At 47.4% G+C, this 13,472-nt stretch carries 10 protein-coding genes; 3 read left to right on the top strand and 7 right to left on the bottom strand.

Annotation, left to right across the window (positions count from 1 at the left end; genetic code table 11):
- On the top strand, positions 1 to 189 hold a 189-nt coding region (locus tag AAFP11_RS06135; protein WP_341736222.1), incomplete at its 5' end, for a hypothetical protein.
- Between the two features lie 116 nt (positions 190 to 305).
- Here the strand turns inward: AAFP11_RS06135 and AAFP11_RS06140 are convergent.
- From AAFP11_RS06140 to rpsT, 4 genes are all read right to left on the bottom strand, one after another.
- Complete coding sequence (locus AAFP11_RS06140) at positions 306 to 2,180, bottom strand: DNA-directed RNA polymerase subunit gamma (protein ID WP_341736223.1); 1,875 nt, start codon at positions 2,178 to 2,180, stop codon at positions 306 to 308.
- A gap of 566 nt (positions 2,181 to 2,746) precedes the next feature.
- Positions 2,747 to 6,136: a DNA-directed RNA polymerase subunit beta gene (gene rpoB / locus AAFP11_RS06145; RefSeq protein ID WP_341736224.1), complete on the bottom strand. Its 3,390-nt coding sequence runs from the start codon at positions 6,134 to 6,136 to the stop codon at positions 2,747 to 2,749.
- 808 nt (positions 6,137 to 6,944) lie between these two features.
- Complete coding sequence (locus AAFP11_RS06150) at positions 6,945 to 7,724, bottom strand: TatD family hydrolase (RefSeq protein ID WP_341736225.1); 780 nt, start codon at positions 7,722 to 7,724, stop codon at positions 6,945 to 6,947.
- Between the two features lie 161 nt (positions 7,725 to 7,885).
- Positions 7,886 to 8,185 carry a 30S ribosomal protein S20 gene (gene rpsT / locus AAFP11_RS06155; RefSeq protein WP_341736226.1) on the bottom strand — a complete coding sequence of 100 codons (300 nt, stop codon included), beginning with the start codon at positions 8,183 to 8,185 and terminating at the stop codon, positions 7,886 to 7,888.
- Positions 8,186 to 8,911: 726 nt separating this feature from the next.
- Between rpsT and hisD the strand changes: the two genes are divergently transcribed.
- Positions 8,912 to 10,225, top strand: a complete 1,314-nt coding sequence (gene hisD / locus AAFP11_RS06160) for a histidinol dehydrogenase (protein ID WP_340522312.1) — start codon at positions 8,912 to 8,914, stop codon at positions 10,223 to 10,225.
- A gap of 306 nt (positions 10,226 to 10,531) precedes the next feature.
- Here the strand turns inward: hisD and AAFP11_RS06165 are convergent, their stop codons facing one another.
- Positions 10,532 to 11,185, bottom strand: a complete 654-nt coding sequence (locus tag AAFP11_RS06165) for an ElyC/SanA/YdcF family protein (RefSeq protein ID WP_341736227.1) — start codon at positions 11,183 to 11,185, stop codon at positions 10,532 to 10,534.
- 66 nt (positions 11,186 to 11,251) lie between these two features.
- The gene (locus tag AAFP11_RS06170) at positions 11,252 to 11,899 is read right to left on the bottom strand and encodes a DUF2301 domain-containing membrane protein (RefSeq protein ID WP_341736228.1); all 648 of its coding nucleotides are present in this window, start codon (positions 11,897 to 11,899) and stop codon (positions 11,252 to 11,254) included.
- An 84-nt stretch (positions 11,900 to 11,983) separates the two neighbouring features.
- On the opposite strand from AAFP11_RS06170, the gene AAFP11_RS06175 reads away from it, so the two are divergent.
- Complete coding sequence (locus tag AAFP11_RS06175; protein ID WP_341736229.1) at positions 11,984 to 12,628, top strand: hypothetical protein; 645 nt, start codon at positions 11,984 to 11,986, stop codon at positions 12,626 to 12,628.
- Positions 12,629 to 12,698: 70 nt separating this feature from the next.
- Here the strand turns inward: AAFP11_RS06175 and AAFP11_RS06180 are convergent, their stop codons facing one another.
- Positions 12,699 to 13,454, bottom strand: coding sequence for a DUF561 domain-containing protein (locus AAFP11_RS06180; RefSeq protein ID WP_341736230.1), 756 nt, complete (start codon positions 13,452 to 13,454; stop codon positions 12,699 to 12,701).
- Positions 13,455 to 13,472 lie beyond the last annotated feature (18 nt).

The raw sequence follows: 13,472 nt of genomic DNA on the forward strand, positions 1-13,472 counted from the left end.
CTTGGAGAAGAATCCTGTCCCCCCGCATCGTTGCGGGGACTTGGAGAAGAATCCTGTCCCCCCGCATCGTTGCGGGGACTTGGAGAAGAATCCTGTCCCCCCGCATCGTTGCGGGGACTTGGAGAAGAATCCTGTCCCCCCCGCATCGTTGCGGGGACTTGGAGAAGAATCCTGTCCCCCCCTTCCTAAGGGGGGTTAGGGGGGATCGAAATTCCATGCAGCCTCATAAAAAATTGGTATCAAACAGTCACCTTTTTTTAGCAAACAGTTAACAACTGACTCCACATCAACCATCAACCCTCGCCCTAATTATTTATCACCGACAAAATCGTCTGATGATAAATAACCCTCCCCGGAGTAGTCCGAATATATTGATTAATCACATTCCCCTGTTCATCCTCCCGAACCCGACGAAACTCATACTCCTTAGTCACAATTCCCCCAGGCGATCGCTCCATCCTCAAAGGCTCCCCCTCCGGTTCCCCACTCTCAATAACCCCCTGGAACCTCACCCAAACATAAGAATGCAAATCCACAACCTTCTGCTCATAAGCAACCACCACATCATCCAAATTCGCAAAAAACCGACCAGCCCCCCTCTGCCCATGAGGATTATCCGCCGTCAAATAATAGCAACCCAAAACCATATCCTGAGAAGGAGTCACGATCGGTCTCCCCGTCGCCGGCGACATAATATTATTACAAGCCAACATCAACAACCTCGCCTCCGCCTGAGACTCCAACGACAAAGGAACATGCACCGCCATTTGGTCCCCATCAAAATCCGCATTAAAAGCCGGACAAACCAAAGGATGCAACTGAATCGCCCTCCCATCCACCAAAATCGGCTCAAAAGCCTGAATCCCCAACCTGTGCAAAGTAGGAGCCCGATTCAACATCACCGGATGACCCTCAATCACCTCCTGCAACACCTCCCACACCCCAGCATCGCCACGCTGAATCATCTTCTTCGCAGCCTTGATATTATTCACCAACCCCTGACGAATCAACCGATGAATCACAAAAGGTTGAAACAATTCGATCGCCATCTCCCTAGGCAATCCGCACTGATGAATCTTCAACTTCGGCCCCACCACAATCACCGAACGACCAGAATAATCCACCCGCTTACCCAACAAGTTTTGGCGAAACCTACCCTGTTTCCCCTCAATAATGTCCGACAAAGACTTCAGCGGCCGATTATTCGCCCCCACCACAGTCCTACCCCGTCTCCCATTGTCAATCAGCGCATCCACTGCCTCCTGCAACATCCGTTTTTCATTCCGAATAATAATCTCCGGTGCCAAAATCTCCTGCAACCTAGCCAACCGATTATTCCGATTAATCACCCGCCGATAAAGGTCATTCAAATCCGAAGTAGCAAACCGTCCCCCATCCAACTGCACCATCGGCCGCAAATCTGGAGGAATCACCGGAATCACCGACAACACCATCCAATCCGGCTGCGAACCAGTAGCAATGAAATTATCAATTACCCGCAACCGTTTAATCAACTTCGCCCGCTTCTGTCCCTTCGCATTCGCAATATCCTCCCGCAGTTTTTCTGCCTCCGACTCCAAAGGAATATTCTGCAACAAAACCTGCAACGCCTCCGCCCCAATACCCACTTCCACCCCCGTCAGAGTCGAATCCTCGCTATACAATTCATCCTCAATTTCCAACCAAGCATCCTCCGTCAACAACTGCTTGTATTGCAACTTATCCGCATTCCCCGCATTCAACACCACATAAGCATTGAAATAAACAATCTGCTCCACATCCCGCAAAGGCATATCCAACAAAATTGCCATATAGCTAGGAATCCCTTTCAGATACCAAACATGAGCCACCGGCGCCGCCAACTTAATAAACCCCATCCTATGACGACGCACCCGCGACTCCGTTACCTCCACCCCACATCTCTCACAAACAATTCCCCTATGTCTCACTCTCTTATATTTCCCACAATGGCACTCCCAGTCCTTCGCCGGCCCAAAAATCCGCTCACAAAATAAGCCGTCCATTTCTGGTTTTAAGGTTCTATAGTTAATTGTTTCTGGTTTTGTTACTTCTCCGGTTATCTGACCGTTGGGTAAGGTTCTTTCTCCCCACTGTCGAATTCTTTCTGGTGAGGCTAATCCTATTTTGACGTAATCAAAGCGTTGTTCTAACTTAGCCATTTTGACTCCAATTGATGATTTACAGTCGATGATTTTTGTGGATTTACTGTTTTTGTTGGCTCGATGGTTTGAGCAGGGGTGAATTTGTGATGGGGAGGTTATTAGTTATTGGTTATTAGTTATTGGTTATTTGTTCTTGGTTATTTGTTCTTCCCCTAACATATAACACTTCGACGCTTCAACTAAGCGGTTCGGACCCTGGGGCTCGGCTGACTCAAGCGCGGACTCGAAGGGCACGGCACACCGCCACTAACCACTAACCACTAACTAATAACTAAATTTTGTTTTTCCATTCTGATTGCTGTTGTTCTGCTTGGGTGCGGAATGGTTGCCAAATTTATTTTTTTGCCAATTAATACAGCCTGTTGAGCGGTGAATTTCTGTTTCATTAATTGCTGGGACAACTCTTGCAATGGTCATGTTCAGCGTCTCTCCCTTTTAGAGCGTTGATTTGCAATCTTACCGGTGGGTGGTACGAACAATGTTGAGGCTTTCTATTTGAGATGGTTGATTTGAGACTTTGGGTTTAGTGTTGCTCAAAATCTCAAATCCACTATCTCCAATACCTACATATCTTCGTCTAGTTCATCACGGGAAAGAGATTCATAGGTTGGTCTAGAGGGCGATCGCCTATTACCGACATCTGCCATCAAATCTACCTCAACGTGCTCGCTACCATCATCGGATGTGTTGACTTTATGAACAGCAATATCTAAACACAAAGATTGCAATTCTCGCATCAACACTTTGAAAGATTCTGGAGTACCGGGGCGGGGAATTGCCTTACCTTTGACGATCGCATTTAGAGCCTCATTTCTGCCCTGCATATCGTCGGACTTTACTGTCAACAACTCCTGCAAAGTATAAGCAGCCCCAAAAGCTTCCAAGGCCCACACTTCCATTTCCCCAAACCGCTGTCCGCCTTGCTGAGCTTTACCACCCAAAGGTTGTTGTGTTACCAACGAGTAAGGTCCGGTGCTCCGGGCGTGAATCTTGTCATCTACCAAGTGGACGAGTTTCAGCATATAAGCGATGCCGACTGTCACAGGGCGATCGAACGGCTCACCAGTGCGACCATCATAGACAATAGTCTTGCCTGGATGTTTTTCATCAAACACCCAGGGTTTGCCTGTTTTTTCCCGCGCTTCTTGCAACTTGCCGTGCACAGTTTCGCGAGACTTCTCAGCCCCGTGCATTTCATCGAAAGGCACCATCTTAAACCGCATCGACAGATTTTCCCCAGCCCAACCCAGCAAGCACTCAAAAATCTGACCCACGTTCATCCGTGACGGTACACCTAGGGGATTCAACACCATATCAACCGGTGTCCCGTCCGGCAAATAGGGCATATCCTCCATGGGCAAAATCCGAGACACAATACCCTTATTCCCGTGGCGGCCGGCCATTTTGTCTCCGACTTGAATCTTGCGCTTTTGGGCGACATAAACTCGGACTACCATGTTTGCACCAGGGGGTAGTTCGTCGCCTTGTTCTCTGGTGAACACCCGCACGTCTACAACGCGGCCTTTTTCACCGTTGGGAACGCGCAGGGAATTGTCGCGGACATCTCGCGCTTTTTCGCCAAAAATAGCCCTCAACAGTTTTTCTTCCGGCGGTTGGTCTGATTCACCTTTGGGAGTTACTTTACCGACCAAAATGTCGCTAGCTTCCACCCAAGCGCCTTTGCGGATAATCCCCTGTTCGTCTAATTGTCGTAGTGCGTCTTCGCCAACGTTGGGAATTTCACGGGTGATTTCTTCAGGGCCGAGTTTGGTTTGGCGGGCTTCGATTTCATACTTTTCAATGTGAATCGAAGTATAAACATCTTCGTAGACCAGGCGTTCGCTAATCAACATCGCGTCTTCGTAGTTGTAGCCTTCCCAGGGCATATAGGCTACGAGGATGTTGTGTCCCAGGGCTAGTTCTGCGCCTTCGGTGGAGGAACCATCGGCGAGGACTTGACCGGCTACGACGCGATCGCCCTCATAGATCAGCGGACGCTGATTCAAACAAGTATCCTGGTTAGAACGCTGATACTTTTGTAACTCATGTTCGATGCACCCAGCATACTTTTGCTTGAAAGCCGAAGGATTTCTCGCCCTGAGTTCGTCATAATCCCGAATCATAAACAACTCTTCCGATGAAGGGGATTCAGCATCGGGGGCTAGGGATTTGACGATTACTCTGGTGGCATCGATGTAGACAACTTCTCCGTTGGTGCGGGAAACCACCACCATCCCCGAATCTCGCGCTGCTTGAGCTTCCAAACCTGTACCCACGAGTGGTCGTTCTGGTTTGAGCAATGGCACTGCTTGGCGCTGCATATTGGAGCCCATCAGAGCTCGGTTCGCGTCGTCGTGTTCCAGGAAGGGAATTAGTGATGTGGCGACGGAAACGATTTGGACTGGCGAAATTGCCATGTAGTCCACTTGCATGGGTGTCGTCGTGGTGAATTCCTGACGGTAGCGGACGGCTACGGTTTCGCCGAGGAGGTTGTTGTTTTCATCGAGGCTAATGTCCCCCGGTGCAACCCGCAAATCATCTTCTTCATCGGCTGTCATGTAAACGGGAGCTTTGTCTCGCAGCACCTTTCCTTTTTCGACTGGGTAAAAAGGGGTTTCGATGAAGCCGTAGGGGTTGACTCTGGCGTGGGTTGCTAGGGAGCCGATGAGTCCGGCGTTGGGACCTTCTGGTGTTTCGATCGGGCAAATCCGACCGTAGTGGGACGGGTGAATATCCCGAACTGCAAAGCCTGCGCGTTCGCGGGTTAGACCTCCTGGTCCTAGGGCGGATAGGCGTCGTTTGTGGGTCAGTTCTGCCAAGGGATTGGTCTGATCCATAAACTGCGATAGCTGGGAAGAGCCAAAGAACTCTTTGATGGCTGCTACTAGGGGTTTTGGATTGACCAGGGATGTGGGACTTAGGGAGTCGGAATCGGAAACTGTCATTCTTTCGCGAATGATTCGTTCTAGGCGGTTGAGTCCTACTCTGACTTGGTTTTGCAGCAGTTCTCCGACGCTTCGGACGCGACGGTTTCCTAGGTGGTCGATGTCGTCTGTTGAGCCGATGTCGAATTCGAGGTTAATTAAATAGTCGATCGCCGTCAAGATATCCTGGGATGTCAACACGCGCACTGTGTCTGGGACGGTCAAGTTCAACTTTTTGTTGAGCTTGTAGCGTCCTACTCTGCCCAAGTCGTATCGTTTGGGGTCGAAGAATCGGGAATTGAGTAGTTGTTCGCCACCGGCTACCGTGGGGGGTTCCCCCGGTCTTAGTTTGCGGTAGAGCTCCATCAGGGCTTCTTCTTCGCCGAATTGTCCTTCTTTTTCGATGGTTTTTTGGAAGTATTCGGGGTGGCGCAAACTGTCGTAGATTTCGCCGTCTGTGAGTCCCAGGGCTTTGAGCAAGACTTGGGCGCTGAGTTTGCGGGTTTTGTCGATTCTGACCCAGACTAAATCGTTTTTGTCGGTTTCAAATTTCAGCCATGCGCCACGGTTGGGAATCAGAGATGCGTTGTAGGAGCGGCGGCCGTTTTTGTCGGTTTCTGATTTGTAGTAGACCCCTGGGGAACGCACGATTTGATTAACAATGACTCGTTCTGCGCCGTTGATAATGAAGGTCCCGCGTTCTGTCATCAAGGGCAAATCGCCGATGAAGACTTCTTGTTCTTTGATTTCGCCTGTTTCTTTGTTAATCAAACGGGTGGGGACGTACATTTGTACTGAGTAGGTACTGTCCCGTCGTTTGGCTTCGTCTACATCGTACTTGGGGCGCTTCAGTTTGAAGTCTTTGCCGATGAAGTGGAGTTCTAGCTTCCCTGTGTAGTCTGTGATGGGGGAGAAGCTGTCTAGTTCTTCGATGAGTCCGGCTTCTAGGAACCAGCGAAAACTTGCCCGCTGGATTTCGATCAGGTCGGGCAAGGTGAATGCGAATTCTGTGTAATCTTTACTGGTCATGGGTGTCCTTTTTCCTGAGAAAGCTCTAGCTTTTTACATGGTGCCCAACCGGGGCGTTTTTTACCTTGCTTTCGTTTTTTTGAGAGATTGTGTGAGAGAATTTATATGATGTTTTCCATCGCTTACCAACTACTGCAACGGTTATTTTTGCGGGTAGCTCGCAGCGGATTATTGTTCATTTTGGCTTCGATCGAGATCTTTTTTGTGCCGATCTCTTGGTGTTCTATTTTTAATTCCCTACACATTTCATTCCTAGAATTTACTTTTCAGCTATCGCCAAATTTCTGAAGACCCCAGTTTTTTAGATGTGTATTTTTCCGGTGTATTAGTTGATTGTTTGGCCGGACTGGTCGGTGCAATACTAACTTTCGCTTGCAGTTTCTCGGAAACTGCTATCGCCCTAGTAGTGCGCCAACGCTTGATCGGCTTGTTCTTTTGATTATAGGGCGCAAATCCGATCGATGGCCAACTTCAAACGATAACATATTCGTGGTGCCGACTGATATGGCAGTAAGTAGAAGGAATAAGGCTCTGCGACCCTTCGACCCTTCGACTACGGGAGCTTGCAGGTTTCCGGTCACGAATCGTGTCAGGAAGAAAGAAGAAGACTTATGCAGCCAGCTTTTTACTCATCTGTATTTTTGGTTTAATTAGGTGAATTTACTGCTCTACCGGTAGTTTCTAGATCGCATAAAGACATCTACCAAATCTAAGCTATTGTTAGCATATTTTAGAAAAAGTCTTACTGTTAATCTACCTAACTTCTTTTGGGACTGGCTTTTTTCCTCCTTCCTCTGTTCGGCTTTAGTTAAAGTGAAAGGCCGAATAGCCGACAGGCATTTTCTGTTGTCTGCTGGGACACAGTTAAGAGAGAAACTCCTCTCAATTTAGCAACTTGCGCGGCTACGTGGTACACGAAGGCTGGTTCGTTGCGTTTTCCCCGTTCTGGTACGGGGGCGAGAAAGGGCGAATCTGTCTCGACTAGGAGCCGATCGCTATTTACCATACAAGCTGATTCTTGTATTTGCAAGGCTTTTTTAAAAGTGACTGTACCACTAAAACTGATGTAGAAACCCAGGTCTAAAAACCACTGGGTTTCTTCTGGTGTTCCTCCCCAGCAGTGCATGACTCCGCGCACCGGACCACGAGTTTGCCAAAATTCCCTCAGCATTTCTGCCATGGGGGCCGCTGCGTTACGACAGTGGATAATCACCGGTTTGTCTAGTTGCTGGGCGATCGCGAGTTGTGCTTCAAATACTTTGAACTGGTGTTCTCGATCGTCCGCTTTGTAAAAGTCTAGTCCGGTTTCGCCGATCGCCACTACTCTGGCATCTTGACTCGCCAATTCCCTAATCTGGTTTGCAGTCTCCTCTGTCCACTTCCCTGCGTCTAGGGGGTGGAGGCCTACGGCAAAGGATACTTCAGCAAACCGATTGGCGATTGCTTGAATTCCGGCAAACTCTTCTGGCTCTACACAAGAATGAACCAAACGAACTACTCCAGCTTCCCGCCAGCGTTCTCGAATGGCTTCTAACTCAGATTTGTACGTATCAAAGTTGATATGAACGTGGGTGTCGATGAGCTGCATGAGCGAGACAAGTACAAGTCAAAAGAATAGTGGGTGAGTGAGCGAGTTTGAGGAAGGACAGGGGGAGAGTCGGCTCTTGGTTATCTGTTATCCGTTCTTAGCTATTAAAAACTAACAACCACTCACAAATAACAACTAACTCATCACTGCTTCCTGCTTCTTTAAGATGCTACGGATACTTCATGGGGTTTGAGAGTTCTCGCCAAGCGCGACTTTTTGCGATCGCCATTGTTACGGTGGAGTACACCTTTTTTGACTGCTTTGTCGATTTTGCTGTAAGCCTCTGACATCCGCTGTTGCACTTCTTGCATTAACTCAGGACTCGGAGTGGCTGCGTATTTTTCAACCGCTGCAAAATACTTCTTCATCAGGGTTTTTACTGCTGACTTGTAAGATTTGTTGTACAAGCGGTTGCGTTCAGCGATTTGGACTCGTTTAACGGCGGACTTAATATTTGCCATAGTTCAGTTGCTGGAAGTAGGTATTCATTGATAGTTGCCCCTACCAGAGAAATTTCCAGAAATATCTCTGCTTTCTCTAGTTTTTGAGACTCTCAGGTCTGAAGACACTGAGATGCTTGATTCAGCCAGCCGATTTACCCAAACAGGATGCTTCCTGTAATAGTAGAGGTTGATTTTACGCAACCGTTGCTCGGCTCGGCTTCCGAAGGTTAAACAACCCAGTGACTAAAGTCACAGGCATCGCTTAGATCTGCGCCTTGCAGGCACTGAGTTTGACGCTGACCGACTAACCCGATGGAGACCAAACTACAATGGTCTCTACAAGTCACGGTTTATTGCGCGCAATTTTCGAGTATACAATATTTGAGGGTTTTTTATAAAAAAATTACGTCAGAAAAACTAACATAGCACATATTCTGCTCAAAATGTGATTCCCGGAAAAATCCAAGTTAAGCTATAACAAAGAGTACGGGTTATTCTAGCTTCGGCAAGAAGCATTTACAGAAAGCAGAAGGCAGAAGACAGAAGGCAGAAGGCAAAAGGTACAAGGCAGAAGGCAAAAGGCACAAGGCAGAAGGCAAAAGGCAGAAGACAATTTCTCCCGTTCTCCCATTCTCCCCCCTTCTCCCGCTCTCCCTCTCCCCCCTCTTGCTCCGATCTTCTCTCCTCTCCATCGCCACCCGGTTCTCAGGCGGGCAATTCCTAAGGAAGGCATTCCGAATCTCCATGCTGCGAATCATTACTCAGTGGGTTGAGGCACAAGCTGAACTGCGACGAATCTGCGATCGCACCCATGACGAACTTGTTGTTCACAAAGAAGCCACCGTGCGGGAGGTGCTGCAAGCTGTAAAGCGCAAAGGCGATAAGGCCCTGCTGCACTACACCGCTGAATTTGACCGCATGACCCTAAATGCGGAAGATTTGCGTGTGAGTGGCTCTGAATTGGACGCTGCTTACCAGCAGGTGCCCAAAGAATTATTAAATGCAATCCGTACAGCTTGCAAACAGGTAGAGGCGTTTCACCGACAGCGCGTCCCCAAGTCTTGGGTGCAGTTTGGCTCGGATCAGGTAGTTTTGGGCAAGCGCTATACTCCGGTCGATCGCGCGGGAATTTACATCCCAGGGGGTCAGGCATCCTATCCGAGCTCGGTGATCATGAATGCGGTACCTGCTAAGGTCGCTAAAGTTCCGAGACTGGTGATGTGTACTCCCCCCGGACAGGAAAAGAAAATGAATCCTGCGGTGCTCGTAGCGGCTCAGGAAGCGGGAGTTGATGAGATTTATCGCGTAGGTGGAGCTCAGGCGATCGCGGCTTTGGCCTACGGTACGGAAACTATTCCGAAGGTGGATTTAATTACTGGACCGGGGAATATTTACGTTACCCTAGCGAAAAAACTGGTTTACGGGACTGTAGGGATTGATTCTCTGGCTGGCCCGTCGGAAGTGCTGATTATCGCTGATGGGGATGCTAACCCCGTCCACGTCGCTGCGGATATGTTGGCTCAAGCTGAACATGATTCGATGGCGTCGGCGATTTTGCTGACGGCGGATTCGGTGCTGGCGAGGAAGGTGGTGGCTGAGGTAGACAGACAGTTGGCAAATCACCCACGCCGGACTTTAACCGAAAAGGCGATCGCCAATTATGGCTTAGTCGTAGTAGTTGAGTCTCTCAAGGCGGCGGCGGAACTCTCTAACGAGTTTGCTCCCGAACACTTGGAATTGCAAGTTGCAGATCCCTGGGCCTTATTGGAGCAAATTCGCCATGCTGGGGCGATTTTCTTGGGCTACTCGACACCGGAAGCGGTGGGAGACTATTTGGCGGGACCGAATCATACTTTGCCGACTTCAGGAGCTCCTCGCTATGCTTCACCACTTTGTGTCGAAACTTTTATGAAGCATTCAAGTTTGATAGAATATTCGCCGACTGCACTGAAAAAGATGGCTAAGGCGATTAATGTTTTGGCCGAAGCTGAGGGTTTGCCTTCTCATGCTGATTCGGTGCGACTGCGGACTGAAAACGACGAGGATGTAGAATTTTAGGTTCTAAAGAGTAAATTTTAGCTAAACAGACGGAAGTACCCACACTAATCGAAGCGATATAGTGTGGGACCAAAAACGCTTGAGGCTGCGTGAGGCTGTTGGGGTTTGATATCAAATCCGGTTGTATCGGAATGATTTAACCGCGAAGGCGCGAAGTACGCGAAGGAAGAGAAGAGAGAGTTTAATACAGGACGATTAAGAGAGGATTTTATATGATATCAAATCCGGTAGCATCTGAATAATTCAGATATGTATTGGGGAATCGAGGAATTATCAAACCCTTGAACAAAATATCTAGGGTTTTAGCTAAATTTTCCAATCTACAAAAATGGCGTAAATATAAGCAATAATTTCTCCTGTTACTATGCGAAAACCTTCGCTGGATTTCCACCATTCTTGAGGATTGTAATCTTGGGGCTCCGCTGCGATAATTCCCACTTGAATTTCTGGATGCAGGACTTGTTTAAAGATGAGCCAACTTCGGCGGGCGTGACTTCCAAAGGAATACAGATTAATGGCATCCACTTTTAAAGCTGAGGTAGTAAGCCATTCTCTAAGTGCGATCGCCGAAGCAGCAGTACGGTATTTGAGGACATTGGCTGCGGGTACTGCGATGATTTTATCGTGATCGAATCCTAGGGCAATGCAAGTGGCGGCGGTGAGTTCAGCATAATTTTTATATTCAGCTAAGTAGTAGCCTTTACTTAAGGGAATTCCTGTGGTAATTAGTTGGCGATATTTGCCTTGTTTGAATTCGGCGATCGCACTTTCGATCGCGTAATCTGGCAACCAGCCTTCTACTACCAAAATATCTGCTTTCACGGGCGAATTTACCGCCAAAAACGGATGGATATTTTTGACTATCAACATCATTGCAATTATTAATCCCATGATTGCAATTACCCAACCTTCCCTGGTAATTGCCCACTTTTCTCGCCGACGTATGAGACTGATTTTCATGGTCTGTGTTTAACAAAAAAACCAGGTTTCTTTGATTTTGGTGTGTCTAGGATTATGCTGCAATAATTATTGATTTTTGAGGTACTCAAACACGCTTTTGTCACCAATATCTTGGGGGATAGGTTGAAAAAACTTACGGACTGCAAATATGATAAACAAAACTGCCCAAACAGCGAGTAATAATTGTTCGTTTTCCCCTGAAAGAAAACCGAAGATATGTCCGATAATTAAGAACGGAACTCCGGGAGTCAAAAACTTAGTTTCTAAGCGATTGAAACAGAAAGCTTCTTTGAAATAGATGCCATTTAAGGCGGCAAAAATAAAACCAATTCCCCACAAAGTTGCTGGATGTTCGTAAACTGCTAAAGCTAGGGGTTCTGCGTTTTGTATGGCGATAAAAAGTGCGGCCGCGCCACCGATCGCCCAAAATATTTGTAACAGTCGGTGTAAGGCAATCATGTAAATATGAATAGTTGCCAAACTAACGCCTAAAGCTATCCAGAAACAAGCAAAAATGGGCGTTATTGCTTGGATGGCGGTTGGGTTGTCACCCTGTTGCAGTACGAGGGTAGTGCCGATCGCCCAACAAGTGGCAGCTACCCCTAACCCTGCACGGTAAATTATCACACCCGTGCGATCGCTTTGAGTAATCGTAAACTCGCCAAATTGCCCTTGATAGACTGCCGATTCTTCAGGGGACTTTAATAGTTGCATCGCAGCTTCCTCCTATGTACTACAGACGAATGTACTTCTGTCAAGATATACTTTATTGATAAACCAGTACCACCAACTCCAGTTATGTCTAACTTTGACAAGCCTAGATTTAAAAAGCCTAAATTTGACGATAGTCCAAACCAGAGCAAATCCCTAGCTTCCGAAGCAGAGCTTCCTCCGATTCAGCTTGATGAAACTATTGTAGCAGGTAGAAAGCAGAAACCACTAAATAGCCTTCAGCGTCTATTGATGGGAATCCCTGAACTTAACTTGATTAAACACGCAATGGTCACAGGTATAGATGGAATTACCCTGTTCGATATCAAACAATTCGAGCAGAGAATTGCTCAAATATTGAATTCTCAAAGTATTGAAGTTGGGATTAAAAATCTCCTTACCTATTTAACATACCTCAAAAAAAATTTGGAATTACCCTGTCATGTCATAGGCAGAGAATTGTTTATTTGGGAAGAAGATTTAGGGAGCGGTTCGGGCAACAAAAAAGAATATAAAAAAACCACAAAAACTAAATCTTCTTACACAGACATCTTTGAAATCAAACAATTTAAGGATACTGTTTATCAGAAAAATGGCATCCTTGTAGAGGTAAAGCGTGTCAGCGATAACCGAGAATTTGTGTTGCCTTTAGTAAATTTAAAAACCAGTGATGAAAACTCCCCAAATAAGGTTTTTTTGGATGATTATTCACTGTGGTTTACCAATCATTGAGGCAGAGCAAAAGTATCTGCGTTACCAGGAAGAGCCTGGTAACGACTAAAAGATATCAGTTGGAAGCTGTTTAAATGGAAGTAGCTAAGTGCGATCGCTCTACCTTGGCTAAAGCTTCAACCAAACTGCGAACAGCGGCGATCATCGCGACTTCGCTATTAAGTTGACTGATGGCAGAACCGACACCAATACCCGCTGCACCGGCTCCAATAGCCAGCGGTGCGGTGACGTTGGAGATGCCAGAAGCGCAAAGTACGGGAACCGATACGGCGCGGGAAATTTCAAAGGCGGCGGCTAAAGTAGGCGCTGCTTTTTCGATCAATCCCAAAGTGCCGGCGTGAACTGGTTGAGCACTGGTACCGCCTTCTGTTTGGATAATATCAGCGCCAGCTTTGACTAATTCTGTGGCTAATTGCACCTGTTGGTCCAAGGTCAAAATATGGGGAACAGTTACAGAAAGGGTGATGTTGGGAAGTAGCGATCGAGTTTGGCGAGTCAACTCCAAAACTTCGGCAGCTTCAAAGCGGCGACCTGAAGCGTAGAAAGAGTCAAAGTTACCAATTTCAATCAAATCTGCACCGGCTTCTACCGCAGAGACAAACTTTTGGGGTTCTACTGCTGATACACAAATTGGCAAATTTGTCAATTTTTTTGCCATGATTACCAAATCGCGATCGGCTGCAATATCAACAAACGTCGCACCACCGAGATCCGCTGCTTTGACAACAGCCGCAACTCTGGCGGCATCAAAATTATTCAAACCGCTGATAATTTTCAGGGCGCGACCTTGCTCAAATGCGCGCTGCAATTTAGGATTTACAGTCATCGTTAGTTTTCCAACTTA

The sequence above is a fragment of the Microcoleus sp. CAWBG640 genome, assembly GCF_020883015.1.
In the GTDB taxonomy this organism is placed as follows: domain Bacteria; phylum Cyanobacteriota; class Cyanobacteriia; order Cyanobacteriales; family Microcoleaceae; genus Microcoleus; species Microcoleus anatoxicus.

Bases quoted from the DNA above. Each gene is read 5' to 3' on its own strand.
- AAFP11_RS06140 (WP_341736223.1), bottom strand. From the start codon at position 2,180: ATGGCTAAGTTAGAACAACGCTTTGATTACGTCAAAATAGGATTAGCC.
- rpoB (WP_341736224.1), bottom strand. From the start codon at position 6,136: ATGACCAGTAAAGATTACACAGAATTCGCATTCACCTTGCCCGACCTG.
- AAFP11_RS06150 (WP_341736225.1), bottom strand. From the start codon at position 7,724: ATGCAGCTCATCGACACCCACGTTCATATCAACTTTGATACGTACAAA.
- rpsT (WP_341736226.1), bottom strand. From the start codon at position 8,185: ATGGCAAATATTAAGTCCGCCGTTAAACGAGTCCAAATCGCTGAACGC.
- hisD (WP_340522312.1), top strand. From the start codon at position 8,912: ATGCTGCGAATCATTACTCAGTGGGTTGAGGCACAAGCTGAACTGCGA.
- AAFP11_RS06165 (WP_341736227.1), bottom strand. From the start codon at position 11,185: ATGAAAATCAGTCTCATACGTCGGCGAGAAAAGTGGGCAATTACCAGG.
- AAFP11_RS06170 (WP_341736228.1), bottom strand. From the start codon at position 11,899: ATGCAACTATTAAAGTCCCCTGAAGAATCGGCAGTCTATCAAGGGCAA.
- AAFP11_RS06175 (WP_341736229.1), top strand. From the start codon at position 11,984: ATGTCTAACTTTGACAAGCCTAGATTTAAAAAGCCTAAATTTGACGAT.
- AAFP11_RS06180 (WP_341736230.1), bottom strand. From the start codon at position 13,454: ATGACTGTAAATCCTAAATTGCAGCGCGCATTTGAGCAAGGTCGCGCC.